Origin of the sequence: Pseudomonas lurida (assembly GCF_002563895.1) — a bacterium.
GTDB lineage: Bacteria > Pseudomonadota > Gammaproteobacteria > Pseudomonadales > Pseudomonadaceae > Aquipseudomonas > Aquipseudomonas lurida.
The window spans coordinates 5,569,542-5,596,291 of the sequence record NZ_PDJB01000001.1; the positions used below are offsets into that span (position 1 = coordinate 5,569,542).

A 26,750-nucleotide genomic window follows, 5' to 3' on the forward strand; every position below is an offset into this window, starting at 1 on the left:
CGATGCTTGAGGTAAACTGCCGCCTCTTCTATACCTATAACGATTCGCCTGATGCCCACGACGTTCCAAGAGATTCCCCGCAAGCGCCCGTCCACGCCCCTGCTTGACCGTGCCGTCACGCCGGCCGGCCTGCGTCGACTGGGTGAAGCCGAGCTGGAAACCCTGGCCGATGAGTTGCGCCTGGAATTGCTCTACACGGTCGGCCAGACCGGTGGGCATTTTGGTGCCGGCTTGGGTGTCATCGAGCTGACCATCGCCCTGCACTACGTGTTCGACACCCCGGACGACCGGTTGGTGTGGGACGTAGGCCATCAGGCGTACCCGCACAAGATCCTCACGGGCCGCCGCGAGCGCATGGGCACCCTGCGCCAGAAGGACGGCGTTGCCGCCTTCCCACGGCGCTCCGAGAGCGAATACGACACCTTTGGCGTCGGCCACTCCAGCACCTCCATCAGTGCAGCGCTGGGCATGGCAATTGCCGCCCGCCTGCAAAACAGCGATCGCAAGGCGATTGCAGTGATTGGTGATGGCGCGCTGACCGCGGGCATGGCCTTCGAAGCACTCAACCATGCGCCGGAAGTGGACGCCAACATGTTGGTGATCCTCAACGACAACGACATGTCGATCTCGCGCAATGTCGGTGGCCTGTCCAATTACCTGGCCAAGATTCTCTCCAGTCGCACCTACGCCAGCATGCGCGAAGGCAGCAAGAAGGTGCTCTCGCGCCTGCCTGGCGCGTGGGAAATTGCCCGGCGTACCGAAGAGTACGCCAAGGGCATGCTGGTCCCTGGCACCCTGTTCGAAGAGTTGGGCTGGAACTACATCGGCCCGATCGACGGCCACGACCTGCCCACCCTGATCGCCACGCTGCGCAACATGCGCGACCTCAAGGGCCCGCAGTTCCTGCATATCGTCACCAAGAAAGGCAAAGGCTTCGCCCCGGCGGAAGTCGACCCGATCGGTTACCACGCGATCACCAAGCTCGAACCCCTGGATGCTCCCGCCGCCGCGCCGAAAAAGGCCAGCGGGCCGAAGTATTCCGGTGTGTTCGGTGAATGGCTGTGTGACATGGCCGCTGCCGACCCGCGCCTGGTGGGCATTACCCCGGCGATGAAGGAAGGCTCCGACCTGGTGGCGTTCAGCGAGCGTTTCCCGCTGCGCTACTTCGATGTGGCGATTGCCGAGCAGCACGCGGTGACCTTCGCGGCAGGTATGGCCTGTGAGGGCGCCAAGCCGGTGGTAGCGATCTACTCGACATTCCTGCAACGCGGTTATGACCAGTTGGTGCATGACGTGGCGGTGCAAAACCTCGACGTGCTGTTCGCCATCGACCGCGCGGGCCTGGTGGGCGAAGACGGCCCGACCCACGCCGGCAGCTTTGACCTGTCCTACCTGCGCTGCATCCCTGGCATGCTGGTCATGACACCGAGCGACGAAAACGAACTGCGCAAGATGCTCAGCACCGGCCACTTGTACAACGGCCCGGCTGCCGTGCGTTACCCGCGCGGCAATGGCCCGAATGCGGTGATCGAAAAGGACCTGGAGCCTATCGAGATCGGCAAGGGCATCGTGCGTCGCCAAGGCAGCAAGACGGCCTTCCTGGTGTTTGGCGTGCAGTTGGCCGAAGCGCTGAAGGTTGCCGAGAAGATCGACGCTACCGTGGTCGACATGCGCTTCGTCAAACCCCTGGATGAAGCGCTGGTGCGCGAGATCGCCGGCAGCCATGAGCTGCTGGTGACCGTCGAAGAAAACGCCATCATGGGTGGCGCCGGTGCGGCGGTCAGCGAATTCCTCGCGCGGGAAAATATCCTCAAGTCAGTGCTGCACCTGGGCTTGCCAGATGTGTACGTCGAACACGCCAAGCCGGCGCAGATGCTGGCAGAGTGCGGGTTGGATGAGGCCGGCATCGAGGCGTCGGTGCGCGAGCGCATGGCACTCCTGAATCTGTAATCCAATGTCCCGGTAAAAACAGGGACTCACATGTGGGAGCGGGCTTGCTCGCGAATGCGGTGTGTCAGGTATGACATCTGTCACTGAAACATCGCATTCGCGAGCAAGCCCGCTCCCACATTGGCTTTGTGTCAATTTTAAAAGCTATGGACAGTTCATGAAACACCTGTACCTTGCCCTGCTGCTGCTACCCTCCCCGGACCTGCTCGCCGACACCCGCGACGATGCCTTGAAACTCCCCAACGTCGTCATCAGCGCCAACCGCCAAGTCCAGGCCCGCAATGACAGCAGCGCCGCCAACACGGTGTTCACCCGCGACGACATCGACCGCCTGCAACCCACCCGCCTCACCGACCTGCTCAACCGCGTGCCCGGCGTGCAAATAGCGCCAACCGGTGGCCGTGGCAGCCTGCCCGGGGTGTATATCCGTGGCACCAAATCCGCGCAAAGCCTGGTGCTGGTGGACGGCCAGCGCATTGCCAATGCCACTTCCGGTGACAGCGGCCTGCAATACCTCAACGTCGACCAGATCGAACGGGTAGAAGTGCTGCGCGGCTCACGCTCGGTGATCTACGGCAGCGATGCGATTGGCGGCGTGATTCAGGTGTTCACCCGGCGTAACGCCGAACAAGGCCTGCAACCGCGCCTGAAGCTCGGGTTCGGCAGCCATCACACCTGGGAGCGCAGCCTCGGTCTCTCCGGTGGCGATGAACAGACCCGTTTCAACCTGGGCGCGAGCCTGGATGAGACCGCCGGTATCAACGCCACCCGCACGTCATTCCCCAGCGATGGCGACCATGACGCCTACCGCAACCAATCCCTCAGCCTGAACCTCAGCCATACCTTCAATGATGCACTGGAGGTGGGCTTCAACCTGTTGGATAACCGCGGCAAATCGGAGTATGACAACAGCTTCGGCCGCTACGACATCGCGACCGGGCAGACCGTTGGGCAAAAGCCCTACACGGACTACACCGTCAGCAGCGCCAGTGGCTATGCCGATGCCACGCTCAACGAGCACTGGCAGTCGCGCCTGGAATGGGGCCATAGCGAGAACCGTGACACCAAGCGCGACACCCTCAGCGATGACTTCAGCGTGTTCAATACCTACCGCGACTCGGTGAACTGGCAGAACGACCTGACACTGAATGAGCAGAACAGCCTGATCCTCGGTGCCGACTGGTATGAAGACCGCTTCCACGGCTCCACGACCTTCACCGAAAACAGCCGCTGGAACCGCGCCGCCTTTGTGCAGCACCGCTTCCACGGCGAATGGTTTTCCACTGAGCTGGGGCTACGGCGCGACCAGAACCAGCAGTTTGGCGGGCAAAACAGTTGGAGTGGCACCGTCACATTGCCGGTCAACCCGGACAACGACCTGCTACTGAGCTACAGCGAAGGCTTCCGAGCGCCGACCTTCAACGACCTGTATTACCCCGATACGAAGTACAGCAACCCCGACCTGCAACCTGAAACCTCGAAGAGCTACGAGCTGCAATGGCGCAGCCAGTTGAGCGACAGCACGCGCTTGGAAGCCTCGCTGTACCGCACCGACTTGAGTGATGCGATCATCCTCGACCGCGCAGGCCGGCCGCAAAACGTGGCGTCTGCACGCATCAACGGCGTTGAGGCCGCGCTCAAGCAGGAACTGTTTGGCTGGCAAGGTAACCTCGGGCTGTCGCTCATCGACCCACGCGACCGAGACAGCGGCCACACCCTGGCCCGCCGGGCGCGGCGTACGTTGAGCCTGGATCTGGATCGGCAGTTCGACAAACTGGGGCTGGGCGCCAGCTGGCAGGCCATCAGCCACAGCTATGACGATGAAGACAACACGCACCGCCTGGGGGGTTATGCCTTGTTGGGGTTGCGCAGCAGTTGGGCGCTGAACCGGGAAGTATCGCTGTCGCTGAAGGTCGATAACCTGCTGGACAAAACCTATGCGCGGGCGCGTTACAGCTATGACGACCCGGGGTTCTTGAACAATCAGGATTATCGCGAAGAGGGTCGGGTGTGGATGCTGGGAGTCACGTGGACACCTGAGATCTGAATGGGCTGTACCGGCCTCATCGCAGGCAAGCCCGCGCCCACATTTGGAATGCGCTCCTCCCTTTGGGAGGTGGCTTTCCAGCGATAGCGGTATCACCGGTTCGGCGCAATCACCTGACACAACCGTCCCAACGCTTCCAACATCTGCCCACTGGGCCGCTCCAGGCCTTTATCGGGCACCTGCCGCACGCGTTCCGCCATCGTTGGCCAGACTTTCCACGCCGCCTTCTGGGCTTGATCACCCACCAGGATCATCTCGGGATCACGTTGCAACACCGACTCGATACTCACCTGCGGTGCGGGCAGCTTGAGGTCATCGAACACGTTGCGCGCGCCGCACACCGTCAGCGCATCGCTGATGATCTGGCCACCGCCCACCGTGTACAACGGCTGATCCCACACCTGGTAAAACACTCGCAACGGCTCGGCACGCTGGTAGCGCTGGCGCAGTTCGACCAGGCGTTGGCGCAATTGCGCGGCCAACTGACGGCCGGCTTCAGCGCGGCCCAATTGCTCGGCAATGGCCTGGACCTGGGTGGTGAGCTGTTCAAGGCTATGGGGTTCGGCGACGTACACCGGAATGTTCAGGCGCTGCAATTGCTCACGCTGCGCCGGGCCGACGCTGCCGGGCCACAGCAGGATCAGGTCGGGCCTGAGGCTGAGCAGGCGCTCCATGTCCAACTGGCCGTAATGCCCCACGGACGGTACGTGCGCCAACGCCGCCGGGCGATCACCACCGTCGAGCACGCCCACCAGCACATTGGCAGCCCCCAGTTCGGCAACGATTTCAGACAGGGACGGCGCCAGGCTCACGACTCGCTCAGCCGCCAGCGCCTGGGCGCTCAATGCCAGCAGCACTGCCAGCCAGTAACGCCTCATCCCAGTTGACGAGGGATGCGATAGAGGTAGAACAGCACCACGGTCGACAGCGCCAGCAGGAACAGCGGCACCGCCTCCAGGCCGACGAACACCGCCAGCGCACCGATCCAGGCCGGTACGGCAGCGATCAGCAAGGCAGTGCGCCGACGGGCCGCCAGGGTGATCCAGGCAGCCGGTTCTTCAGGGGTATCGAGGGCTTTGGAGGTGGCGATCAACGCGTGTTTATAGCCGTTGAAGTAGCGCAGGCTGAGGAACATCGAGGCCACGCCGGCAATGAAAAACGGCATGGCCAGCACCGGCAGCAGGGATTCGGACTGGCCGAACACCAGGTTGAGCACAAAGAGGGGAAGCAAAGCCAGGGCCAGGTACTGCCACCAATTGAAGGACAGTCGCCGTTTTACCTGGCCTCGGGTCACGCGCGGTCGACCTCGCCCTGGTGCTCGTTACCCATCATGTGGTCGAGCTTGCTGGCCTTGGTGGCCAGGTAGAGCTTGTTGTGCGGGTTGTGCCCGGTGTGCAGCGGCACACGCTCGGCCACGGTGATGCCCATCTCGGTCAAGGCCTTGACCTTGCGCGGGTTGTTGGTCATCAGGCGCAGGGATTTGACGCCCAGGTGCTCCAGCATCGGCAGGCAGATCGCGTAGTCACGCTGGTCGGCCGCGAACCCCAGGCGCTCGTTGGCCTCGACGGTATCGGCACCGCCATCTTGCAGCTCGTAGGCGCGGATCTTGTTCATCAGGCCAATGCCACGGCCTTCCTGGCGCAAGTACAGCAGCACGCCTCGGCCTTCCCGGGCAATGGCCCGCATGGCCGCTTCCAGTTGCGAGCCGCAGTCACAGCGCTGGCTGAACAGCGCATCGCCGGTCAGGCATTCGGAGTGCACACGGCCCAGCACTGGCGCGCCGTCATCGATATCGCCCAGGCTGAGCACAACGTGCTCGCGCCCGGTGGCTTCTTCGAGAAAGCCGTTCATGGTGAACGTGGCAAAAGGGGTAGGCAGCTTGGAAGCGGCGACGAAAACGACGGGCACCGTGTGCTCCTGATTTCAGTTTTTACAGAGGCGGCCATTGTAACAGCAGGTTCCTACAGACGCTTAAGCTGAATTATCGCTGATAAAGATCAATAGGTTCGATTGGCCTTCGCCTTGGTTCTATGCAGATCAGAACGGATAGGGTTGTTTCCAACGTTCGAAAGTCGGCTTTAACTCACCACTCTTCACCAGTGCGTCCATGCGCTGGTCGAACACCGCCATCAAGCTCCGGCCCCGCTCGTTATCGGCAAACCCGATATAAAGCGGGAGTTCGGCAATACGCGTCAGGGCGAACTTCGAGGGATCCTGCGCTTGAGTGAGCACGTACTTGGCTTCGGCCAATGCATCGATGTAGAAATCGGCCCGGGCGTGCTCCAGCATTGGCAATATGCCATCGCGGCGTTCGATCTGGTTGAAACGGCGAACCGTGGGCAAGTACCCCTCGTACTTGTAGCCGCGTACCCAGGCCAGGCGGTAATTGCCCAACGTGGCCAGCGTCGGTGCCGGAGTACTGGCCAGCCCGAGCGCGTAGATAGGGTCGGAATCGAACTTCCAGCGAGGGTACAACACGCCCTCGACTTCATTGCGATAGGCACCGACCCAGCCATCCACCTCGCCGCGTTGGGCCAGGCCGACTGAACGGGTGTAGGGCACGGAACGAGTCTGCAACGTGATGCCGGCGGGTTCGAAGACCTGGCGCAGCACGTCCCAGGCCAGGCCGCTGCCGTCTTTATTGGTGTAGTCGCTCCATTCCTCGCTGGCCAGTACGACCTTGCCGGGCACGTCCTGGGCCTGACCCGCGGCGGTAAAGGCACATAGCACGAGCAGCAGCCAGCGGCGCACATCCATGGTGACGAACTCCTACAGGACCTTGCATGCGTGATATCGCTATTGAGGGTAGCGCAGCATGCCGATTCAGGGGGTCTCGCGAAAATGCTGATAGCCACGGATGGCCGGCGTGATGTCCTGCCCGTTGGCATCGAGCAAAATGACACCCTGCCCTGCCTCGACCCGGCCGATCACATGGACCGGCCAGCCATCGGCGAGTAACGGTGCCAGCTCGGCGGGTGGCAGCGTGAACGCCAGCACATAGTCGTCCCCCCCGCTCAACGCCGCCACACGTGCTTCGTCATCACCGACAAACGCCAGCAGCGCCTTGGACAAAGGCAACTGTTGACGCTCGATCAGCAGGCTGACCCTGGAGGCCGTGGCGATATGCCCGCAATCGGCCAGGAGCCCGTCGGAGATATCCATCGCGGACGTGGCCTTGCCGCGCAATGCCAGCCCCAGGGCCAACTGCGGTTGCGGCGACCAGTAGTGGGCCAGCAACGGGTCGGCGATAGCCGCGTGCGCACTGCGCTGGCCCAGTACCAGCGGCAATGCGCCGGCGGCATTGCCCAGTTCACCGCCGACGCACAACAGGTCGCCCGGTCGCGCACCGCTGCGGGTCAAGGCCAGCCCAGCCGGCACACGGCCAAACACGGTCATGGTCAGGCTCAGGGGCCCACGGGTGGTATCACCGCCCACCAAGCCCACGCCACAGCTTTGCGCCATGAGGTTCAAACCCTGGGCATAGCGTTGCAGCCAGTTGGCATCAACCGTCGGCGTGGTCAGGGCAAGGGTGAACGCAAGGGGGTGGGCGCCCATGGCCGCCAGGTCGCTCACGGCCACGGCCAACGAGCGCTGGCCGAGCAGGAACGGGTCGCAGGGGTCGGAAAAATGCACCCCGGCCACCAATGTATCGGTGGAAATTGCCAGCTGCTCCCCAGCGGGAAGCGCCAGCAAGGCGCAGTCATCGCCGATCCCCAGGGCAATACCTTCGCCGCCCTGCGCACAGGGCGCGGCGGCGAAGTAATTGCGGATCAGCTCAAACTCACCCATCAGACTCAAGCGCGAATTAGCGCTTGTACGCCTTCACTTCGGCTTCACGCAGGCGTGGAGCCAGCTTGTCGAGTACGCCGTTGACGAACTTGTGGCCGTCGGTCGAACCGTAGACTTTCGCCAGTTCGATACCTTCGTTGATCACCACGCGGTACGGCACGTCGACGCGATACAGCAGTTCCCAGGCGGACAGGCGCATCACGCACAGCTCTACCGGGTCCAGCTCTTCGATGGTCAGGTCCAGGCAAGGCGCCAGGGCTGTATCGATCTCGGTCAGGTGGGCATGCACACCGTGCAGGATGTCGTGGAAGTACGGCAGGTCGGCGAAGGTGAAGTCGTTGTCGACGCGAAACTGCGCCTCGATTTCGTTCAACGAGGTGCCCGCCAGGTGACGCTGATACAGCGCCTGGGTCGCCAACTGACGAGCAGCGCGACGCTTCTCGTTCTTGGATGGCTTGCCGGCGTCTGCTGGGCGTGGCTCGCGCGGGTTGAAGTTGTCGCTCTCGTCGGAAATCACTTGGCCTCCAGCTGCGACAGCAGGCTGACCATTTCCAGGGCGGACAATGCAGCTTCAGCGCCTTTGTTACCGGCCTTGGTGCCGGAACGCTCGATGGCTTGCTCGATGGAATCAACGGTCAGCACGCCGAAAGCAACGGGCACACCGAACTCCATGGACACCTGGGCCAGGCCCTTGGTGCATTCGCCGGCCACGTATTCGAAGTGCGGGGTGCCGCCACGAATGACCGCGCCCAGGGCGATGATCGCCGCGTATTCACCCTGTTGAGCAACTTTTTGCGCAACCAGTGGAATTTCGAAGGCGCCAGGCGCGCGGATGATGGTGATGTCGCTCTCGCTCACACCGTGGCGAACCAGGGCGTCCACGGCACCGCTTACCAGGCTTTCAACCACGAAGCTGTTGAAGCGGCCGACTACCAGGGCGTAGCGGCCTTTGGGGGCGATGAAGGTACCTTCGATGGTCTTCAGGGTCATTCGACAAATCTCTTAAAGAGCCGGGACGCGTGTATGACGCGTCCCTTAGTGATATTTGAACCGCGAACAAGGGGCGAAAATCGCCAGCCTTTATTCGGAGGGCACGTATTCTACTACTTCCAGGTCGAAACCGGATATCGCATTAAATTTCATCGGTGCACTCATCAGGCGCATTTTACGCACGCCCAGGTCACGCAGGATCTGCGAACCGGCACCCACGATGCTGTAGGTGGTCGGTTTTTTCACCGGCACGTGATCAGCCGTTTCGCGAATATGCGCCAGCAGCACATCGCCATCCAACGGGTGGCCGAGCAACAGCACCACACCACTGCCTGCCGCGGAGACCGCAGCCATCGCGGCACGCAGGCTCCAGCGGCCGGGTTGCTTGACCATCAGCAGGTCGCGCAGCGGGTCCATGTTGTGCACACGCACCAGGGTCGGTTCTTCGGCGCAAATGGCCCCCAGGGTCAGGGCCATGTGCACGTCACCTTCCACTGAATCACGGTAGGTCACCAGATTGAATTGGCCCAGTTCGCTGTCCAGTGGCTGCTCGGCAATCCGCTGAACGGTACGTTCGTGGATCATGCGGTAGTGAATCAGGTCGGCAATGGTGCCCACCTTGATGTTGTGTTCGGCGGCAAAGGCTTCGAGTTCGGCGCGACGGGCCATGGTGCCGTCGTCATTCATGACTTCGCAGATGACGCCGCTCGGCTCGAAACCGGCCATGCGCGCCAGGTCGCAGGCAGCTTCGGTATGGCCGGCGCGAGCCAGGGTGCCGCCCGGTTGGGCCATCAGCGGGAAGATGTGACCGGGGCTGACAATGTCTTCGGCCTTGGCATCTTTCGCCGCAGCCGCTTGCACGGTGCGCGCGCGGTCAGCGGCGGAGATCCCGGTGGTGACGCCCGTGGTGGCTTCGATGGACACGGTGAACTTGGTGCCAAAACCCGAGCCATTGCGCGGCGCCATCAACGGCAGCTTGAGCAATTCGCAGCGTTCACGGCTCATGGGCATGCAGATCAGCCCGCGGGCGTACTTGGCCATGAAGTTGATGTGCTCAGCCTGGCAGGCCTCGGCGGCCATGATGATGTCGCCTTCGTTCTCGCGGTCTTCGTCATCCATCAGGATGACCATCTTGCCTTGGCGGATGTCTTCAACCAGTTCTTCGATGCTATTGAGCGCCACGCGGCACCCCCTTGGTCAGGATTTCAGGTAGCCGTTAGCGGCCAGAAAACTTTCAGTGATGTTACCGGATGCGGGCTCTGCGGCCTTATCGCCCAACAACAGGCGCTCCAGGTAACGTGCAAGCAAGTCCACTTCCAGGTTCACCCGGCGACCCGGCTGGTAAGACGCCATGATGGTTTCGCTGAGGGTGTGGGGAATGATCGTCAATTCGAATTCGGCGCCATTCACGGCGTTCACGGTCAGGCTGGTGCCGTCGACGGTGATCGAGCCTTTGTGGGCGATGTACTTGGCCAGCTCCTTGGGCGCGCGGATACGGAACTCCACCGCGCGCGCGTTCTCGCTGCGCGCGACCACTTCGCCGACACCGTCGACATGGCCGCTGACCAGGTGACCGCCGAGGCGGGTGGTCGGGGTCAGGGCTTTTTCCAGGTTGACCGGGCTGCCGGCCTTGAGGTCGTTCATCGCGGTGCAGTCCAGGGTTTCCCGGCTGACATCGGCGGCAAAGCCGTTGCCCGGCAGCTCGATGACGGTGAGGCACACGCCGCTGACGGCGATGCTGTCACCCAGCTTGACGTCGCCGAGGTCCAGCTTGCCGGTTTCAACCAGCAGGCGCACGTCGCCGCCTTTGGGGGTCATGGCGCGGATGCTGCCGATGGATTCGATAATGCCGGTGAACATTTCGTTCTCCTGAAAACGAGGGGCTGACGCTCAAGCGCAGGCCGGGAATTATACGCTCGCTGCGGGCACAGGAATGGCAGTGACTCGCCAGTCGTCGCCCACAGCGCGCATTTCAGTGATCTTGAGTTGGGGGGCGTCGGCCAGTTTCTCAAGCGGCCAGTCCAGCAAGGGTCGGGCGGCGGAGCCGAGGAACTTGCCGGCGATGAATATCACGTACTCATCCACCAGGCCTTGCTGGGCAAACGCACCCGCCAGGCTTGGACCGGCTTCCACCAACACCTCGTTGACGCCACGAGCGGCCAGGGCGACCAGCGCCGAACGCAGGTCGACCTGGCCCTCCACGCCCGGTACCACCAGGCACTCGGGGCCACGGGGGAACTGGTTTTCCGGGGTCACGCAAGTGATGACCAGCGCCGGGCCAGCCTTGAAGAATGGCGCGTTCAGCGGCACGCGCAGGCGACCGTCGATCAGCACGCGCAACGGCGGGCGCGACATGGCCAGGGCGGTGGTGGCGTCGTCCAGGCCGAGTTCGGCGGCGCGCACGGTCAGGCGAGCACCGTCGGCCAGCACCGTGTCGGCGCCGGTCAGTACCACGCTGGCTTCGGCGCGCAGGCGCTGCACGGCGGCGCGGGCGGCGGGGCCGGTGATCCATTGGCTCTCGCCGCTGGCCATCGCGGTGCGGCCGTCCAGGCTCATGGCCAGTTTTACCCGCACGAACGGCAGGCCATGTTCCATGCGCTTGAGGAAGCCTCTATTGAGCGCCCGCGCTTCACCTTCCAGCACACCGCTGCGCACTTCGATCCCGGCCTGGGCCAGGCGCTGCATGCCGCGCCCGGCGACTTCCGGGTTAGGGTCCTGCATCGCCGCGACCACCCGCGCCAACCCGGCACTCACCAGCGCGTCGGCGCAAGGCGGAGTGTGCCCATAGTGGCTGCAGGGCTCGAGGGTCACATAGGCCGTGGCGCCGCGCGCCTGGTCACCGGCCGCACGCAGCGCATGGACTTCGGCATGGGGCTCGCCGGTGCGCACGTGCCAACCTTCGCCGACGATCTGCCCGTCACGCACAATCACGCAGCCGACCCGTGGGTTGGGGTGAGTGGTGTAGCGGCCATTGCGCGCCAATTCGAGGGCACGGGCCATGTAGTGGGCATCGAGCACAGCTTGTTCGGCAGAAGGAGGGTTCATTCTTTGGCAGGCTCACGGGCCAGGCGGTCGATCTCTTCGCGGAACTCATTGAGGTCCTGGAAGCGTCGATACACCGAAGCGAAACGGATATAGGCAACTTCGTCGAGCTTCTGCAGCTCGCCCATCACCAGCTCTCCAACCACCAGGCTCTTGACCTCGCGCTCGCCGGTCGCACGCAGCTTGTGCTTGATATGCACCAGCGCCGCCTCCAGCCGCTCGACACTCACCGGGCGTTTTTCCAGGGCGCGCTGCATACCCGCGCGCAGTTTTTCTTCGTCGAAGGGCTGGCGGCTGCCGTCGGATTTGATCAGGCGCGGCAACACCAGTTCGGCGGTTTCGAAGGTGGTGAAACGTTCACCGCAGGCCAGGCATTCGCGCCGGCGACGCACTTGATCGCCCTCGGCGACCAGACGCGAGTCAATGACCTTGGTGTCGTTGGCACCGCAGAAGGGACAGTGCATGGTTGGCAGGCAACAAATAAAGGGAGGGCCATGGTAGCGCATCCCCGTGGCAAGACAAGCCATAGCCTTTACGGTATATAGGCTGACTATTATGTTTCATATTTTTTAAGCCACGGATTTTGTCCTTTCTGGAGCCGTACATGCAGTTACGACCACTTGTTTTACTCACCCTGTTCAGTGTCCTGGTCGCCTGCAGCAGCGAAGCCCCCAAGCCGGCCGCGCCTCAACCCACGCCGGCACAAGAGAAAAAAGTCCCCGGCATTGAAGACCTCGGCCCCCTGCCCGCCTTCCAGCGGGAGATCAGCGGCAGCCTGACCAACATTCCAGCGGGGGCTGAAGTCGAAATGGCCCTGCTGGTGATCGACGACCGTTCGCGCCCGCAACAATTGCTCGCCAGCAGCGTGCTGACCGGCAATGGCCAGCCCCTGGCTTTCCGCCTGCGTTTCAATCCTGAAGCCTTCCCAGCCGGTGCGCGGGTTGAATTGCGGGGCCGCGCCAGCCAGTCCGGCCAGTTGATCCTGCACCTGCCCGCCGTGCGCATCACCCAGGCGATCACCCAGACCACCGGCCCCCTGCAACTCGTCAAGGCACCATGACGCCACCGCTGGACCTGCAAGCGGCCCTCAGCGAACTGATCGGCGACGCCCACTTGGTGCCCTGCCCACTGCCGGGCACCGCGCTGTCGTTGTGGCTGCTGGATGCGGACAACATGGACCGAGCCTTCAGCCCCGAGGAAACCCGCCGCATCCTGCATGAACCGCCCTACTGGAGTTTTTGCTGGGCCAGCGGCCTGGCGCTGGCGCGGTACCTGGCGGCGAACCCCGAGTGGGTCGCGGGCAAACGCGTGCTGGACTTTGGCGCCGGTTCCGGCGTGGCCGGGATTGCGGCGGTCAAGGCCGGCGCGCGGGAAGTGGTGGCCTGCGACCTCGACCCGTTGGCCTTGGCGTCCTGTCGGGCAAATGCCGAGCTCAACGGCGTAGAACTGGGCTACTCGGTAGATTTTTTCGCCGAAGCCGACCGCTTCGACCTGATCCTGGTCGCCGACGTGCTCTACGACCGGGCGAACCTGCCGCTGCTGGATCAGTTCCTGACCCGAGGCCGTGAAGCGCTGGTGGCGGATTCGCGGGTACGGGACTTTCAGCACCCGGGTTACCAGCGGCTGCAGATCCTGGATGCCCTGACATTGCCTGACTTGGCGGAGCCTTGGGAGTTTCGCAAGGTGAGCCTGTACCATTCGCGGCGCCCTTGAAGCCATCGCGGGCAAGCCCGCTCCCAATAGGTGAGCACCTCCCCCGTGGGAGCGGGCTTGCCTGCAATAACGATCTTGACTCAACCAAGCTTTCAGCCGACGGCGCCAGCCCTTATAGTTGCCCCATTCCCGCTTTATTCGAGACGCCCCATGAGTGAGTCCACGCCGTACATCTTCGATGTCACCACCGCCCATTTCGACCAGGCTGTGATCCAGAACTCTTTCGAAAAACCCGTACTGGTGGATTTCTGGGCCGAGTGGTGCGCGCCGTGCAAGGCGTTGATGCCGCTGCTGGCGCAGATCGCCGAGAGTTATCAGGGCGAATTGCTGCTGGCCAAGGTCGATTGCGAGGCCGAGCAGGATATCGTTGCGCGTTTTGGCATTCGCAGCCTGCCGACCGTGGTGTTGTTCAAGGACGGCCAGCCAGTGGACGGGTTTGCCGGGGCACAGCCGGAGTCCGCGGTGCGGGCGATGCTGGAGCCGCATGTGCAGATGCCACCTCCCGCGGCAGCGGACCCTTTGGAGCAGGCCCAGGCGCTGTTTACCGAAGGTCGCATCAGCGATGCCGAAGCCGTGCTGGTGGCGTTGCTGGGCGAAGACAACACCAACGCCGCAGCGTTGATCCTGTACGCCCGCTGCCTGGCCGAACGCGGTGAACTGGGCGAAGCCCAGACCGTGCTGGACGCGGTGAAGAGCGACGATCACAAGGCCGCCCTCGCCGGGGCCAAGGCGCAAATCACCTTCCTGCGCCAGGCTGCCGACCTGCCGGACGCCGCCGACCTGAAAAGCCGCCTGGCGCAAAATCCGCAGGACGACGAAGCAGCCTACCAGTTGGCGATCCAGCAACTGGCGCGCCAGCAGTACGATGCTGCGCTGGAAGGCCTGCTCAAGCTGTTTGTCCGCAACCGCAGCTACAGCGAAGGCCTGCCGCACAAGACCTTGCTGCAGGTGTTCGAGCTGCTGGGCAACGATCACCCGCTGGTGAGCGTGTACCGCCGCAAGTTGTTTGCCGCGCTGTATTAATCACCGACCCAGCTGTACAGCGGCGTATCCCCGCCGCTGGCAACCTTCACCTTGGCGCTGTGACGCAGGCGCACCAACAGGCGCTTGCCCGCCGAGGCATCGCCCGCCAAGCCTTCCAACTGGTCAAGCAGCTCCAGGCCACTGAGTTGGCCGGCGTTGCGCAACAGGTCCTGGGCGCTCTGCCACAGGTCATCACTGTGTTTGACCGGAGCCACCGGCGCGGCGGCCGTACTGGTTACCGGCGTCGCCTGCAATTGCGCGCCCAGCCGTGCCCAATCGCCGTCGTCCAGCTCCAGGGTCAAGTCCACCGGCAGGTCGCCGACGGTTCCACGAATTCGCAACATCGTCCTTACTCCTGCACTTTTCTGACCGGCATGCTCCCATGCGGCTTGCGCAACGCCAAGCGGGCGGTCAAACTCTCGGCATATTGTTATAAGATCACATAACAAAACTTTCATGTTCTGGAGCCTTCCCATGCGCCGTCTGTTGCTTGCTTTGCCGTTTGCCCTGCTGCCCCTGGCGGCTGCCCACGCTCATGACGATCACGACCATGAACACGGCAGCCTCGGCGCCCACGAGCATGGCGTCGGCCGCCTCAACGCCGTGCTCGACGGCCAGGCCCTGGAGCTTGAGCTGGACAGCCCGGCGATGAACCTGGTGGGCTTCGAACACCTGGCCACCACTGCGGCGGACAAAGCCAAGGTCGCGGCCGTGCGCAAGCAACTGGAGAACCCTGTCGCCCTGTTCAACCTGCCTAAAGGTGCCGGTTGCGTGGTCAGCACCCAGGCGCTCAACAGCCCGCTGTTCGGGGACAAGCCGGAAGCCGACCACGACCACGACGATGACGCCAAGGACGGCGCCCACGAGCATCATCATGACCACAGCGAAATCCACGCCCACTACCAGTTCACCTGTACCACGCCGACCGCCTTGGGCAATCTCGACCTGACCCAGGTGTTCAAGACCTTCCCCGCCACCCAGAAAATTCAGGTACAACTGATCGGCCCGAGCGGTCAGCAAGGTGTTGAAGCGACGGCCACCGCAGCCACCCTGACGTTCTGATTTGAAAACCCGCCCACAATGGATCGGTGCCATTTTCCTACCCGCAGGCGACATTGATTTCCCATGACTCAAGCGTTAATCGAACTGTCTGACCTGGGCTTCAACTGGCCCGGGCACCCGCAGTTGCTGGACATCCCCGCCTTCCGCCTGGAAGCGGGAGAAACCCTGTTTCTCAAGGGCCCGAGCGGCAGTGGCAAAACCACGCTGCTGGGCCTGCTCGGCGGTGTGCAGACACCCAGCCGGGGCAGCATCCGTCTGCTCGGCCAAGAGCTCACCGACCTCTCGGCCGGTGCCCGCGACCGTTTCCGGGTCGACCACACCGGCTACATCTTCCAACAGTTCAACCTGCTGCCGTTCCTGTCGGTGCGTGAGAACGTCGAGTTGCCATGCCACTTCTCCACACTGCGCGCACAGCGCGCAAAGCAGCGTCACGGCAGTGTCGATCAGGCCGCCGCTGCGTTGCTGGCGCACCTTGGCTTAAAGGACAAAGACCTGCTGGAACGCCGTGCCGACTCGCTGTCCATCGGCCAGCAGCAACGGGTGGCCGCCGCCCGGGCGTTGATCGGCCAGCCGGAACTGGTGATCGCCGACGAACCCACCTCGGCCTTGGACTACGACGCCCGCGAAGCCTTCCTGCAACTGCTGTTCGCCGAATGCCGCGAAGCCGGCGCCAGCCTGTTATTTGTCAGCCATGACCAGAGCCTGGCTTCGCTGTTCGACCGCAACCTGTCGCTGGCCGAACTCAATCGCGCCGCCACGCCCGCAGAGGTTTGAGATGTATCTGTTCCGTCTAGCCATGGCCAGCCTGGCTAACCGCCGCTTTACCGCGATCCTCACCGCCTTCGCCATCGCGCTTTCAGTCTGCTTGTTGCTCGCGGTGGAGCGCGTGCGCGTTGAGGCGCGCAACAGTTTCGCCAGCACCATCAGCGGCACCGACCTGATCGTCGGCGCCCGTTCGGGCTCGGTGAACCTGCTGCTGTACTCGGTATTTCGCATAGGCAACGCCACCAACAACATCCGCTGGGACAGCTACGAGCACTTCGCCGCCAGCCCTCAGGTGAAATGGGCGATCCCGATTTCCCTCGGTGACTCCCATCGCGGCTACCGGGTGATGGGCACCAACACGTCCTACTTCGAGCATTACCAATACGGGCGCAAGCAAAACCTCGAACTGGCCAGCGGCCGCGCCTTCGCCACCGACCCGTTCGAAGTGGTGCTGGGCGCCGAAGTCGCCGATGCGCTGCACTACAAGCTCGGCGATAAACTGGTGCTGGCCCATGGCGTCGCGGCGGTCAGCCTGGTGAAACACGATGACAAACCGTTCACTGTGGTCGGTATTCTCAAGCGCACCGGCACGCCGGTAGACCGCACGCTGCATATCAGCCTCGGCGGCATGGAAGCGATCCATATCGACTGGCACAACGGCGTGCCTGCCCAGGGCAAAGGTCGCGTCAGTGCCGATCAGGCACGCAACATGGACCTCACCCCACAGGCCATCACCGCGTTCATGCTCGGCCTGAACAACAAGATCTCCACGTTCGCGCTGCAACGGGAGATCAATGAATTCCGTGGCGAGCCGATGCTGGCGATCCTGCCCGGCGTGGCGCTGCAAGAGTTGTGGAGCATGATGGGCACCGCCGAGAAAGCGCTGTTCGTGATCTCGCTGTTCGTGGTGCTCACCGGCCTGATCGGCATGCTCACGGCGATCCTCACCAGCCTCAATGAGCGTCGACGCGAAATGGCGATCCTGCGTTCGGTGGGCGCACGCCCTTGGCATATCGCGACGCTATTGATTTTCGAAGCCTTCGCCCTGGCACTCTCCGGTGTGATCGCGGGCTTGGGTTTGCTGTACGTGTGCATCGCCGCGTCGCGCGGGTATCTGCAGGCCAACTATGGCCTGGACCTGCCGATGGCGTGGCCGAGTGAATATGAATGGACGCTGCTCGCCGGTATCCTGGCTGCCGCGCTGTTGATGGGCAGCGTGCCCGCGTGGCGCGCCTATCGGCAATCCCTGGCCGATGGCCTGTCCATACGTTTATGAGGAAGGACTCGATGCGTCGCGCCCTGTTTGCACTGTTTCTACTGTTCGCCCTGCCCGCCTGGGCGGCCGAACCTAAAGAGCTGACCTGGTCGGAACTGATCCCCCCGGATGCCGAGCCGGAGGTGCCGAACATGCAACCCCTGCACAATCTCTCCAGCATGGCGGATGCCCTGGAGTCGGCGCCAGCGGCCAAGCAGGACATGCCCAACGCCCCTGTCGTGCCGGGGCTCGATGGTCAGCACATTCGTTTGCCGGGCTACATCGTGCCCCTGGAAGTTGGCGAAAACGGCCGCACCACGGAGTTCTTGCTGGTGCCTTATTTCGGCGCGTGCATCCACGTACCGCCGCCACCGTCGAACCAGATCGTGCATGTCAAAAGCGAAATCGGCGTGAAGCTCGATGAGTTGTATCAGCCGTACTGGATCGAAGGCGCGATGCAGGTCAAGCCGTCCACCAGCGAGCTGGCCGATGCCGGTTACCAGATGGAAGCCGAGAAGATTTACATGTACGAACTGCCGGAATAGCGCTGATCGACCTTTCATTGAGCTGAGTCAAAAGATCGCGCGGAACGATCTTTACCATTGGACGTACAACTTTTAAACGTCCTTTTGGAGCTCCCATGAACAAGTCTCTGCTCGGCGCGTCCCTCTTCGCGCTCGCCCTTGCCGCCCCTGCCGTCCACGCTCACGAAGCGGGTGACATTCTGATTCGCGCCGGTGCAATTACCGTGAACCCGAAGGCAGACAGCGGCAGCGTCAAGGTTGACCAGGGCCCATTGGCCGGCGCCAACCTGGGCGGCAAGGCGACCATGAGCAGCGACACCCAGTTGGGCTTGAACTTCGCTTACATGCTGACCAACCACGTTGGTATCGAACTGCTGGCCGCCACGCCGTTCGAGCATGACGTGAAGATCAAGAACACCGCCCTCGGCGCCGCGAACGGCAAGCTCGGCACCCTCAAGCACCTGCCGCCAACCCTGAGCGTCGTGTACTACCCGCTGGACAACAAGTCGGCGTTCCAGCCGTACGTAGGCGCGGGTATCAACTACACCTGGATCTATGACGAACACGTCGGCAGCCGTGCCTCGAATGCCGGTTTCAGCAACTTCAAGGCAGAGAACTCCTGGGGCTGGGCCGCGCAAATCGGCGCCGACTACATGATCAACGACAAGTGGATGATCAACGCCCAGGCGCGCTACATCGACATCAGCACCAAGGCGACGGTGGACAACAACGCACTGGGCCAAAGCACTCGCGCCAAGGTCAATGTGGACGTGGACCCGATGGTCTACATGGTGGGTATCGGCTACAAGTTCTAACCACGACCTGACAAACGCCACACTGTGGGAGCGCGCCTGTGTAGGAGCGGGCTTGCCCGCGATAGCATCGCCTCGGTGCAACTGACAGACCGAGGCGACCGCATCGCGGGCAAGCCCGGCTACCACACAAGCCCGCTCCCACAGTCGTTTTTGCGCGGGCTCAGCTGTGGCGGTAGAACCGATCCAGCAATGCCGGCAGCCCCGCCCGCCACGCCCGTGGCTTGATGCCGAAGGTGTGGAGGATTTTCTTGCAGGCGAGCACCGCGTGTTGCGGTTCTTCACTCGCATCCGGCCGGGCCGCGTGGGCCTGGGCGGTGGGGGATTCGATCGCCAGCGGGTGAAAGTTGCGCGCTTCGGTGAGGATCGCCTGGCCCAGCGCCAACGGTGTGGTCGCCTCATGGCCGGCGTAATGGTAAGTCCCCCACAGCGGCGCCGCGCAATCGAGTTGCTTGAGCACCGAGATGATCACCCGTGCCGCGTCATCCACCGGTGTCGGGTTGCCGCGACGGTCATCGGCCATCAGCAACTCATCCGGCTTCTCGGCCCGCGCCAGGAAGCGCCCGAGGGTGCCGTCGACGCTGTCATCCAGCAGCCAGCCAAACCGCAGCAACACATGTTGCGGGCAAGTGGCGCGCACACTTTGTTCGATTCGCCACAACGCCTGGCCGCGCAGGCCCAGGGGCACCGGCTCGTCTTTTTCGCTGTAGGCGGTGGCGCGGGAGCCATCGAATACGCGGTAGCTGGACGGTTGCAACAAAGTGATGCTGTGGTGCTGGCACAGTTCGGCCAAGCGTTCGATGGCGAACTCTTGGGCCGCCAGGCGAGTTTCGCTGACCCCTTCCGCCTGGAACCAGTCGAAATAGTAGGCGAGGTTGATCAACGCATCGGGACGGGTGTCGTCGAGCAATTGGGTAAGGCTCGCGGCATCCCAGCCGTCTTTGGGCGGTTTGGGGGCGAGGAAACCGATGTCTTCCTCTGCACCGAGGCGAATCAGCGCCTGCCCGAGGGCATTCCCGCCGCCCAGTAACATAAGGCGCATTCGCATAGATTGAGCAGGCCCGGTCTGTGTGGAACGATGGTTATTAGGTATTTGTCAGAATCGTTGCATTTTGCGGGTTTGTAGCGCAACCGTCACGGATAAAGTGCGGGGTTGCAACTTGTTGTAGCCGGCCGCATAACTGAACGCATGAACCTTCCTGAATCCACGGACACGGCCCTGGACGGCTTCCACCCCGCCGTCAGCACCTGGTTGCGCAGCACCTTCCCCTCGGTGACAGGCGCCCAGGCCCAGGCGTGGCCGCTGATCCGCCAACGCCAATCGACGCTGATCGCCGCGCCCACCGGCTCCGGCAAGACGCTGACGGCGTTCCTGGCGGTGCTCGATGACCTGGTCCACCAAGGCCTGGCCAACGGCGGTGAGTTGCCAGATGAAACCCTGGTGGTCTACGTGTCGCCGCTCAAGGCGCTGTCCAACGACATCCAGATCAACCTGCAAGACCCGCTGGCCGGTATCACTGAGCACCTGCAGAAGCTGGGCCTGCCGCCGCTGGTTATCCGCACCGCCGTGCGCACCGGCGACACCCCGCAAAAAGACCGCGCGCTGATGCGCAAGCGCCCGCCGCATATCCTGGTGACGACTCCGGAATCGCTCTACGTATTGTTGGGCTCGGACTCCGGCCGACAGATGCTCGCCAATACACGCACGGTGATCGTCGATGAGATCCACGCCATCGCCGCCGGCAAACGGGGCAGCCACCTGGCCTTGAGCCTGGAACGCCTGCAACACTTGTGCGCCGGACCGCTGATGCGTATCGGCCTGTCGGCCACGCAAAAGCCCATCGACGCGGTGTCGCGGTTCCTTGTCGGCAGCGGCCGGACGTGCGCGATTGTCGATATCGGCCACGCGCGCCCGCGCGACCTGGATATCGAGGTGCCGCCCGTGCCGCTCTCGGCGGTGATGGCCAACGATGTGTGGGAGCGGGTCTACAACCGCCTGGCCGAACTGGCCCGCGAACACCGCACCACACTCGTGTTCGTCAACACCCGACGCCTGGCCGAGCGCTTGGCCCGGCACTTGAGCGAACGCCTGGGCAAGTCCGCCGTGGCAGCTCACCACGGCAGCCTGGCCAAGGAAATGCGCCTGGACGCCGAGCAACGCCTCAAGGGCGGTGCGCTGCAAGTGCTGATCGCCACCGCGTCCCTGGAGCTGGGGATTGATATCGGCGATGTGGACCTGGTCTGCCAGATCGGCTCGCCCGGCTCCATCAACGGTTTTCTGCAAAGGGTGGGGCGCTCCGGCCACCACGTCGGCGGCACGCCCAAGGGGCGCCTGTTCGCTACGACCCGCGACGACTTGATCGAATGCGCCGCCCTGCTCGACTGTGTGCGCCGGGGCGAGCTGGACACCCTGCACATACCGGTCGCGCCGCTGGACGTGCTGGCCCAGCAGATCATCGCCGAAGTCAGCGCCCAGGAATGGTCCGAGCAGGCCTTGCTGGACCTTATCTGCCGCGCCGCGCCCTACGCCACCCTCGATGAAGGGCACTACCAAGCACTGCTGCAGATGCTCAGCGAGGGTTATAACGGCCGCCAGGGCATCCGCAGCGCCTACCTGCACCGCGACGCCCTGACTCGCACCCTGCGCAGTCGACGTGGCGCCAAACTGACTGCCGTGACCAGTGGCGGTACCATCCCCGACAACGCCGACTACAGCGTGCTGCTCGAGCCCCAGAGCTTGAGCATTGGCAGCGTCAACGAAGATTTCGCGGTGGAAAGCATCGCCGGGGATATCTTCCAGCTCGGCAATACGTCGTACAGAATCCTGCGCGTCGAGGCCGGCAAAGTGCGGGTCGAAGACGCCCATGGCCAACCGCCGACCATTCCCTTCTGGCTGGGTGAGGCGCCGGGGCGCAGCAACGAGCTGTCGGCGGCGGTGGCGCGCCTCCAGGGCCAATTGGACGCGTTGCTCAGCGCAACGCCGGGCGACCTGCACGCCGCACAGGACTGGCTCACCGGCACCCTCGGCCTGAACCGCGCCAGCGCCGAGCAGATTCTCGATTACCTGGCTCGCACGCGCCTGGCCCTGAGTGCCTTGCCGTCCCAGGACACGTTGATCATGGAGCGTTTTTTCGACGCGTCCGGGGGCACCCAACTGATCATCCATACGCCATTCGGCAGTCGCGTCAACCGCGCCTGGGGCTTAGCGCTGCGCAAGCGTTTTTGCCGCACATTCAATTTCGAACTGCAGGCCGCGGCCAGCGAGAATGCGATCGTGCTGTCACTGTCCACCAGCCACAGTTTCGAGCTGGACGACGTGTGGCGCTACCTCAACAGTCACAGCGCCGAGCATCTCCTGATCCAGGCTGTGCTGGATGCACCGCTGTTCGGCGTGCGCTGGCGCTGGAATGCCGGCGTGGCGTTGGCGTTGCCGCGCTTTACCGGTGGGCGCAAGGTCGCGCCGCAGATCCAGCGCATGAAAAGTGAAGACCTGATCGCCAGCGTGTTTCCCGACCAGATCGCCTGCCTGGAAAACCTCGCCGGCGAGCGCGAGATCCCCAACCATCCGTTGGTGGAACAAACCCTCGACGACTGCCTGCACGAAGCCATGGACAGCGACGCCTGGCTGGCCCTGCTGCGGCGCATGGAGCGCGGCGAGGTGCGGCTGATCAGCCGCGACCTGCCAGCGCCGTCGCCCATGGCCGCGGAAATTCTGAGTGCGCGGCCCTATACCTTTCTTGACGATGCCCCACTGGAGGAACGCCGTACACAGGCCGTGCTCAACCGGCGCTGGAGCGACCCGCAAAGCACCGACGACCTTGGCGCGCTGGATGCCGACGCCATCGCCGGCGTGCGCGAAGAGGCGTGGCCGGCGCCCAACGGGGTGGATGAAATGCATGAGGCGCTGATGAGCCTGGCGTGTATCGCTGGCAACGAGGTCACGCCGCAATGGGCGAAATGGCTGCAGGCCCTGGCCAAGGGTGGCCGTGCCTATCCACTGCACACTCACTTGCAAACCAGCCTGTGGGTCGCCGTTGAACGCCTGAGTTGTGTGCAGGCGATCTACCCCAACCACTTGCCGTTGCTGCCCGGCTTCGATGAGCCCTGGTCGTACGAGGATGCCGTGACGGAAGTGCTGCGCGCGCGACTTGGTGGGTTCGGCCCGCTGAGCCTGATCGAGATCGCCGGGCCCCTGGCCTTGCCGGTGGCGGATGTCACACAGGCGCTGGCCCGCCTGGAGCAGGAGGGCTACGTGCTGCGCGGGCATTTCAGCCCTGGCGCCACGCACGAGCAATGGTGCGAACGCCACCTGCTGGCGCGCATTCATCGCTACACGGTCAAGCGCCTGCGCCGGGAAATCGAGCCTGTGGCGTTGCAGGATTTCATGCGGTTTCTGTTCGATTGGCAGCACCTTTCCGAAGGCACCCGTGGCCAGGGCAGCGCGATGCTGGCGCAGATCGTCGGGCAGTTCGAAGGCTATGCCGCCGCCACGTCCGCCTGGGACAGCGACCTGCTCAGTGCACGTCTCAAGGACTATTCCTCCACCTGGCTCGACGAGCTATGCCGCAGCGGCAAGCTGGTGTGGACACGCTTGAGCAACAAGGCCAGCGCCATGGCGTTGCGCAGCACACCGGTGGTGTTGCTGCCACGCAGCCAGGTGGGACTGTGGAGCGCACTGACCGAACTCACCGACGCCTCCAGCCTGTCGCCCAAGGCGCAGAAGGTGCACCAAGCCCTGCGCGACCACGGCGCGCTGTTTTTTGATGAGTTGGTGCACGAAGCCCACTTACTGCGCAGCGAACTGGAAACCGCCTTGCAGGAACTGGTGGGTGCCGGGCTGGTGAACGCCGACAGCTTCGCCGGCCTGCGCGCCCTGACCACGCCCGCCAGCAAACGCCAGGCGCGCAGCAGCCGGCGTGGGCGCGGTGCGTTTGTCGGCGGCATGGACGATGCCGGTCGCTGGGCACTGGTGAGGCGCTCCTCAACCGCCGCCGGCCCGCACTCGGCAGAAACCCTGGAGCATGTGGCGATGACCCTGCTGCGCCGCTATGGCGTGGTGTTCTGGCGCTTGCTGGAGCGTGAAGCCGAGTGGTTGCCAAGCTGGCGCGAATTGCTGCGCACATTCCATCGGCTGGAGGCGCGAGGCGAGATTCGTGGCGGGCGGTTTGTCAGTGGCTTGGCGGGGGAGCAGTTTGCATTGCCGGAGGCGATCCCGTTGCTGCGTGAAGTGCGGCGTCGGGCCCATGACGGCAGTTTGATCGCCGTGTGCGGGGCGGACCCGTTGAACCTGGTGGGCACGCTGTTGCCAGGCAGCAAAGTGCCGGCGGTGAGCGGTAATCGGATTGTGTACCGGGATGGGTTACCAGCGGCGGTAAGGGTGGCGGGCAAGCAGCAGGTGCTAATCGACGTGGATCAGCAGGCAGTGCAAGAGAAATTGATCAGGCACTGAATCCGTATTGACCCTGCTGGCCTCATCGCGGGCAAGCCCGTCGCCCACAGGGGGAATGCATTCCCAGAATGGGCGCAGGCTTGCCTGCGATGAGGCCTTGACTGTCACACCCATCATTGAGACCTGGGCTGCTCCGTCACCACCACCGACGCCGGCACCTCGTCACCCGGCTCATCCACCTGCGGCGTACGCTTGGGCAACAACACCTGCTGGGGATAAGTCTGCGCGAAGTGCACTTCATCACAGTTATCCACAAGCTTCTTCAGCCGCTGGTTGAACGCACGACTCACCGCATATTGCCCACCCGACACCGTGCGGAACTGCGCGGTGAGCACCACGCCGTTGAGGTCCATCCTGTCGACGCCAAACACCTCCAGCGGCCCTTGCAGGTTGTACTTGAGGAACACGTCATCACGGATCGACTGCCCCGCTTCGCGGATCAGCTCCACGGCCTTGTCCACGTCCGTGTCGTAGGTGAACTGCACCGAGAAGAACGCGTAGGCAAATTGCCGCGACTGGTTGGTGACCGCCTTGATCTGCCCAAATGGCACCGAGTGCACAAACCCCTTGCCGTCGCGCAGGCGCAGGGTGCGGATGGTCAGGCCTTCGACAGTACCGGCGTGACCGGAGTCGAGCACCACCCAATCGCCGATGGACAGGGTGTCTTCGATGATGATGAACAGGCCAGTGATCACGTCCTGCACCAACTGCTGCGAACCGAAACCGATGGCCAGGCCGACCACCCCGGCACCCGCCAGCAGCGGTGCAACGTTGATACCAAGGTTGGCCATGGTGGTGATTGCGCAGATCACCACCAGGATGATTTTTACCGCATTGCGCAGCAGCGGCAGGATGGTCTTGACCCGCGTGCTGGGTTGGCGGCTGGAGCGTTTGTTGACCGGCGGCTTCAACGCTTCCTGGATGGCCGTGTCGAGCACCACCCAGAACAGCCAGGTCATCAGCAGGATCAGGCCGATGCTGCTGAGGGAGTCGCTGATCGCCCGGCCCACCGAATTGCGCTGGGCAAATTCAAACAGCGACACGCCCCAGATCCGCCCGAGTATCTCGATAAAGGAGATGGCCATGACGATGCGCAGGATTGCGTGCAGCAGGCTGAGGAAGCGTTCCTTGTAGGCGCTGCTGCGCTGGATGGCGACCTGGCTGCGAGACTTGAACAGGTGTTGCAGCACTGTGCTCAGGAACACCGTGCCAATCAGCAGAATGGTGGTGAACAGCGCGCAGCGCAGGGCCTTCTGGTTATCGTCGCCGGCGCCGATCAGGTTGACCGCCGAGACCAGCACCATCAACAGGATCGGCCAGTACCACAACCCGGAAAACACCCGCAGCGACTGCTGCAGGGCCGGGTGCTTAAGGCGTTGTGCCAACGGTCTGTTACGGATCAAGTGGGCGACCGGCCGACGCAGTCGCACGACCAGCACGCCGAAGATCACCGCCGCGAACAGGCCGGTGAACACGGCGACGCTGCTGGTGATATTGCCGCCGAACTGGCGGGCGATCTGCGGGCTGGTCAAGGCGTCGCTGAGGGCGGCGAGGAAACCGATCAGGAACAGCGGCTTGGGGCAGTAGTCGCGAATAATCTGCACCGCTGGGCGCTTGTGGCCGACATTGAACATGACAATGACGCACAACAGCATCGACGTGGAAAAGATGCCGCTGCTGGTGGCGTAGGCAAAACACAGTGCCAGCGCGCGGCCTATGGAGGTGGGTAAAAAGTGGCTGACATACAGGGTCAGTGGCAGGCAAATCAGCGCGGGAATCGTATAGGGCACGACATAGCCCAGCACCGCCTGCAACCGCTTGCGCTGCCCGATGAAGGGGCGTCGGCTCAGGCGTTGTACGACAAAGCGCCCGAGCAAAGTGAGCACAGTGAAGGCGCCGATCCACACGCCCGACAGCAACAGGAAGTCCCCGGCGATGCTCCATGGCGAACGCGCGGCGGTCTGGTCGACCAGGCGCCCCACTTCATCGGCCGCACGGTCCGCCCGCAGGCGCCAGGCGTCGATGAGGTCCTGGTTGAGGTCGAGCTTCTCTTGCACATCATCGATGCTGGCGCTGATCGCCCCGAGAAGCCCGCCTTCGACGAGCAATTCCGGCTTGGCCGGCGTTTCGGGTTCAGGCGCCGTGGCCGCAGCCTGTAGCGCGCCACTGCCGCAGAACAACAGCGCGCCGAGCAGTAATGCAGTCTTTAGATTCAGCAAAACACCGGGCTCCTTCAGAAGGGTCTGTAAGGAACTGACGGGTTTGAGCCTTGATCGTTCCCCTTTTGCGCAATCTTTGACTCACACGCAAATATCAAATGCCAATCCCT

Annotated in this window: 25 protein-coding genes; 11 read left to right on the forward strand and 14 right to left on the reverse strand. The window is 63.4% G+C overall.

Annotated features, from left to right (window positions below; all coding sequences use genetic code 11):
• Positions 1-51: 51 nt before the first annotated feature.
• Together dxs and ATH90_RS25375 are read left to right on the forward strand one after the other, a co-directional pair.
• Positions 52-1,950: a 1-deoxy-D-xylulose-5-phosphate synthase gene (gene dxs, locus ATH90_RS25370; RefSeq protein ID WP_069078359.1), complete on the forward strand. Its 1,899-nt coding sequence runs from the start codon at positions 52-54 to the stop codon at positions 1,948-1,950.
• Positions 1,951-2,107: 157 nt separating this feature from the next.
• A complete protein-coding gene (locus ATH90_RS25375; RefSeq protein ID WP_098467439.1) occupies positions 2,108-3,997 on the forward strand; it encodes a TonB-dependent receptor domain-containing protein in 1,890 nt (629 codons plus the stop codon).
• 92 nt (positions 3,998-4,089) lie between these two features.
• On the opposite strand, the gene ATH90_RS25380 is transcribed toward ATH90_RS25375, so the two are convergent.
• The 11 genes from ATH90_RS25380 to nrdR form a co-directional block, all read right to left on the reverse strand.
• Positions 4,090-4,875, reverse strand: a complete 786-nt coding sequence (locus tag ATH90_RS25380) for a cobalamin-binding protein (protein ID WP_034109494.1) — start codon at positions 4,873-4,875, stop codon at positions 4,090-4,092.
• On the reverse strand, positions 4,872-5,291 hold the full coding sequence (locus ATH90_RS25385) for a nuclear FMR1 interacting 1 family protein (protein WP_034109495.1): 420 nt from the start codon (positions 5,289-5,291) through the stop codon (positions 4,872-4,874). Before ATH90_RS25385 ends, ATH90_RS25380 begins: the two co-directional genes overlap by 4 nt.
• Positions 5,288-5,905: a GTP cyclohydrolase II gene (gene ribA, locus ATH90_RS25390; protein ID WP_034109496.1), complete on the reverse strand. Its 618-nt coding sequence runs from the start codon at positions 5,903-5,905 to the stop codon at positions 5,288-5,290. The genes ATH90_RS25385 and ribA overlap by 4 nt, the downstream gene beginning before the upstream one ends.
• Positions 5,906-6,034: 129 nt before the next feature.
• Positions 6,035-6,754, reverse strand: a complete 720-nt coding sequence (locus ATH90_RS25395; RefSeq protein WP_098467440.1) for a substrate-binding periplasmic protein — start codon at positions 6,752-6,754, stop codon at positions 6,035-6,037.
• 66 nt (positions 6,755-6,820) lie between these two features.
• Positions 6,821-7,786, reverse strand: a complete 966-nt coding sequence (gene thiL, locus ATH90_RS25400; protein WP_034109503.1) for a thiamine-phosphate kinase — start codon at positions 7,784-7,786, stop codon at positions 6,821-6,823.
• Positions 7,787-7,802: 16 nt separating this feature from the next.
• Positions 7,803-8,303, reverse strand: a complete 501-nt coding sequence (nusB, locus tag ATH90_RS25405; protein WP_017736636.1) for a transcription antitermination factor NusB — start codon at positions 8,301-8,303, stop codon at positions 7,803-7,805.
• Positions 8,300-8,776: a 6,7-dimethyl-8-ribityllumazine synthase gene (gene ribH, locus ATH90_RS25410; RefSeq protein WP_003176356.1), complete on the reverse strand. Its 477-nt coding sequence runs from the start codon at positions 8,774-8,776 to the stop codon at positions 8,300-8,302. Before ribH ends, nusB begins: the two co-directional genes overlap by 4 nt.
• Positions 8,777-8,866: 90 nt before the next feature.
• Positions 8,867-9,958, reverse strand: coding sequence for a bifunctional 3,4-dihydroxy-2-butanone-4-phosphate synthase/GTP cyclohydrolase II (gene ribBA, locus ATH90_RS25415; protein ID WP_034109506.1), 1,092 nt, complete (start codon positions 9,956-9,958; stop codon positions 8,867-8,869).
• A 15-nt stretch (positions 9,959-9,973) separates the two neighbouring features.
• Positions 9,974-10,636, reverse strand: coding sequence for a riboflavin synthase (locus ATH90_RS25420; RefSeq protein WP_034109508.1), 663 nt, complete (start codon positions 10,634-10,636; stop codon positions 9,974-9,976).
• A 48-nt stretch (positions 10,637-10,684) separates the two neighbouring features.
• A complete protein-coding gene (ribD, locus tag ATH90_RS25425) occupies positions 10,685-11,821 on the reverse strand; it encodes a bifunctional diaminohydroxyphosphoribosylaminopyrimidine deaminase/5-amino-6-(5-phosphoribosylamino)uracil reductase RibD (RefSeq protein WP_034109510.1) in 1,137 nt (378 codons plus the stop codon).
• Positions 11,818-12,282, reverse strand: coding sequence for a transcriptional regulator NrdR (nrdR, locus tag ATH90_RS25430; RefSeq protein WP_010206843.1), 465 nt, complete (start codon positions 12,280-12,282; stop codon positions 11,818-11,820). The genes ribD and nrdR overlap by 4 nt, the downstream gene beginning before the upstream one ends.
• Positions 12,283-12,422: 140 nt before the next feature.
• Here nrdR and ATH90_RS25435 point away from each other — a divergent pair, with 140 nt between their 5' ends.
• The 3 genes from ATH90_RS25435 (at position 12,423) to trxA (ending at position 14,554) form a co-directional block, all read left to right on the forward strand.
• The gene (locus ATH90_RS25435) at positions 12,423-12,878 is read left to right on the forward strand and encodes a YbaY family lipoprotein (protein WP_034109512.1); all 456 of its coding nucleotides are present in this window, start codon (positions 12,423-12,425) and stop codon (positions 12,876-12,878) included.
• Positions 12,875-13,531 (forward strand): class I SAM-dependent methyltransferase, encoded by a 657-nt coding sequence (locus ATH90_RS25440; RefSeq protein WP_034109514.1) that lies wholly within the window; start codon positions 12,875-12,877, stop codon positions 13,529-13,531. The genes ATH90_RS25435 and ATH90_RS25440 overlap by 4 nt, the downstream gene beginning before the upstream one ends.
• A gap of 150 nt (positions 13,532-13,681) precedes the next feature.
• Positions 13,682-14,554: a thioredoxin gene (gene trxA / locus ATH90_RS25445; protein WP_069078356.1), complete on the forward strand. Its 873-nt coding sequence runs from the start codon at positions 13,682-13,684 to the stop codon at positions 14,552-14,554.
• Here trxA and ATH90_RS25450 read toward each other — a convergent pair.
• On the reverse strand, positions 14,551-14,898 hold the full coding sequence (locus ATH90_RS25450) for a hypothetical protein (protein ID WP_098467441.1): 348 nt from the start codon (positions 14,896-14,898) through the stop codon (positions 14,551-14,553). The two genes, trxA and ATH90_RS25450, sit on opposite strands and share 4 nt — an antisense overlap.
• Before the next feature lie 130 nt (positions 14,899-15,028).
• Between ATH90_RS25450 and ATH90_RS25455 the strand changes: the two genes are divergently transcribed.
• From ATH90_RS25455 to ATH90_RS25475, 5 genes are all read left to right on the forward strand, one after another.
• Positions 15,029-15,616 carry a DUF2796 domain-containing protein gene (locus tag ATH90_RS25455; RefSeq protein WP_034109520.1) on the forward strand — a complete coding sequence of 196 codons (588 nt, stop codon included), beginning with the start codon at positions 15,029-15,031 and terminating at the stop codon, positions 15,614-15,616.
• Between the two features lie 63 nt (positions 15,617-15,679).
• The gene (locus tag ATH90_RS25460; RefSeq protein ID WP_034109522.1) at positions 15,680-16,390 is read left to right on the forward strand and encodes an ABC transporter ATP-binding protein; all 711 of its coding nucleotides are present in this window, start codon (positions 15,680-15,682) and stop codon (positions 16,388-16,390) included.
• 1 nt (position 16,391) lies between these two features.
• A complete protein-coding gene (locus ATH90_RS25465) occupies positions 16,392-17,657 on the forward strand; it encodes an ABC transporter permease (protein ID WP_098467442.1) in 1,266 nt (421 codons plus the stop codon).
• Positions 17,658-17,668: 11 nt separating this feature from the next.
• Positions 17,669-18,181 (forward strand): DUF3299 domain-containing protein, encoded by a 513-nt coding sequence (locus ATH90_RS25470; RefSeq protein WP_034109526.1) that lies wholly within the window; start codon positions 17,669-17,671, stop codon positions 18,179-18,181.
• 95 nt (positions 18,182-18,276) lie between these two features.
• Complete coding sequence (locus ATH90_RS25475; protein ID WP_098467443.1) at positions 18,277-18,975, forward strand: OmpW/AlkL family protein; 699 nt, start codon at positions 18,277-18,279, stop codon at positions 18,973-18,975.
• Between the two features lie 160 nt (positions 18,976-19,135).
• On the opposite strand, the gene ATH90_RS25480 is transcribed toward ATH90_RS25475, so the two are convergent.
• Positions 19,136-20,020 (reverse strand): sugar nucleotide-binding protein, encoded by an 885-nt coding sequence (locus ATH90_RS25480; protein WP_034109530.1) that lies wholly within the window; start codon positions 20,018-20,020, stop codon positions 19,136-19,138.
• 141 nt (positions 20,021-20,161) lie between these two features.
• On the opposite strand from ATH90_RS25480, the gene ATH90_RS25485 reads away from it, so the two are divergent.
• Positions 20,162-24,421, forward strand: coding sequence for a DEAD/DEAH box helicase (locus ATH90_RS25485; RefSeq protein ID WP_098467444.1), 4,260 nt, complete (start codon positions 20,162-20,164; stop codon positions 24,419-24,421).
• A gap of 113 nt (positions 24,422-24,534) precedes the next feature.
• Here the strand turns inward: ATH90_RS25485 and ATH90_RS25490 are convergent, their stop codons facing one another.
• On the reverse strand, positions 24,535-26,640 hold the full coding sequence (locus tag ATH90_RS25490) for a mechanosensitive ion channel family protein (RefSeq protein WP_098467445.1): 2,106 nt from the start codon (positions 26,638-26,640) through the stop codon (positions 24,535-24,537).
• Positions 26,641-26,750 lie beyond the last annotated feature (110 nt).

What these genes read in the sequence shown, in the direction of transcription:
- dxs (WP_069078359.1), top strand. Translation starts at nt 52, where the DNA reads ATGCCCACGACGTTCCAAGAGATTCCCCGCAAGCGCCCGTCCACGCCC.
- ATH90_RS25375 (WP_098467439.1), top strand. Translation starts at nt 2,108, where the DNA reads ATGAAACACCTGTACCTTGCCCTGCTGCTGCTACCCTCCCCGGACCTG.
- ATH90_RS25380 (WP_034109494.1), bottom strand. Translation starts at nt 4,875, where the DNA reads ATGAGGCGTTACTGGCTGGCAGTGCTGCTGGCATTGAGCGCCCAGGCG.
- ATH90_RS25395 (WP_098467440.1), bottom strand. Translation starts at nt 6,754, where the DNA reads ATGGATGTGCGCCGCTGGCTGCTGCTCGTGCTATGTGCCTTTACCGCC.
- thiL (WP_034109503.1), bottom strand. Translation starts at nt 7,786, where the DNA reads ATGGGTGAGTTTGAGCTGATCCGCAATTACTTCGCCGCCGCGCCCTGT.
- ribH (WP_003176356.1), bottom strand. Translation starts at nt 8,776, where the DNA reads ATGACCCTGAAGACCATCGAAGGTACCTTCATCGCCCCCAAAGGCCGC.
- ATH90_RS25420 (WP_034109508.1), bottom strand. Translation starts at nt 10,636, where the DNA reads ATGTTCACCGGCATTATCGAATCCATCGGCAGCATCCGCGCCATGACC.
- ribD (WP_034109510.1), bottom strand. Translation starts at nt 11,821, where the DNA reads ATGAACCCTCCTTCTGCCGAACAAGCTGTGCTCGATGCCCACTACATG.
- nrdR (WP_010206843.1), bottom strand. Translation starts at nt 12,282, where the DNA reads ATGCACTGTCCCTTCTGCGGTGCCAACGACACCAAGGTCATTGACTCG.
- ATH90_RS25435 (WP_034109512.1), top strand. Translation starts at nt 12,423, where the DNA reads ATGCAGTTACGACCACTTGTTTTACTCACCCTGTTCAGTGTCCTGGTC.
- ATH90_RS25440 (WP_034109514.1), top strand. Translation starts at nt 12,875, where the DNA reads ATGACGCCACCGCTGGACCTGCAAGCGGCCCTCAGCGAACTGATCGGC.
- trxA (WP_069078356.1), top strand. Translation starts at nt 13,682, where the DNA reads ATGAGTGAGTCCACGCCGTACATCTTCGATGTCACCACCGCCCATTTC.
- ATH90_RS25450 (WP_098467441.1), bottom strand. Translation starts at nt 14,898, where the DNA reads ATGTTGCGAATTCGTGGAACCGTCGGCGACCTGCCGGTGGACTTGACC.
- ATH90_RS25455 (WP_034109520.1), top strand. Translation starts at nt 15,029, where the DNA reads ATGCGCCGTCTGTTGCTTGCTTTGCCGTTTGCCCTGCTGCCCCTGGCG.
- ATH90_RS25460 (WP_034109522.1), top strand. Translation starts at nt 15,680, where the DNA reads ATGACTCAAGCGTTAATCGAACTGTCTGACCTGGGCTTCAACTGGCCC.
- ATH90_RS25465 (WP_098467442.1), top strand. Translation starts at nt 16,392, where the DNA reads ATGTATCTGTTCCGTCTAGCCATGGCCAGCCTGGCTAACCGCCGCTTT.
- ATH90_RS25470 (WP_034109526.1), top strand. Translation starts at nt 17,669, where the DNA reads ATGCGTCGCGCCCTGTTTGCACTGTTTCTACTGTTCGCCCTGCCCGCC.
- ATH90_RS25475 (WP_098467443.1), top strand. Translation starts at nt 18,277, where the DNA reads ATGAACAAGTCTCTGCTCGGCGCGTCCCTCTTCGCGCTCGCCCTTGCC.
- ATH90_RS25480 (WP_034109530.1), bottom strand. Translation starts at nt 20,020, where the DNA reads ATGCGAATGCGCCTTATGTTACTGGGCGGCGGGAATGCCCTCGGGCAG.
- ATH90_RS25485 (WP_098467444.1), top strand. Translation starts at nt 20,162, where the DNA reads ATGAACCTTCCTGAATCCACGGACACGGCCCTGGACGGCTTCCACCCC.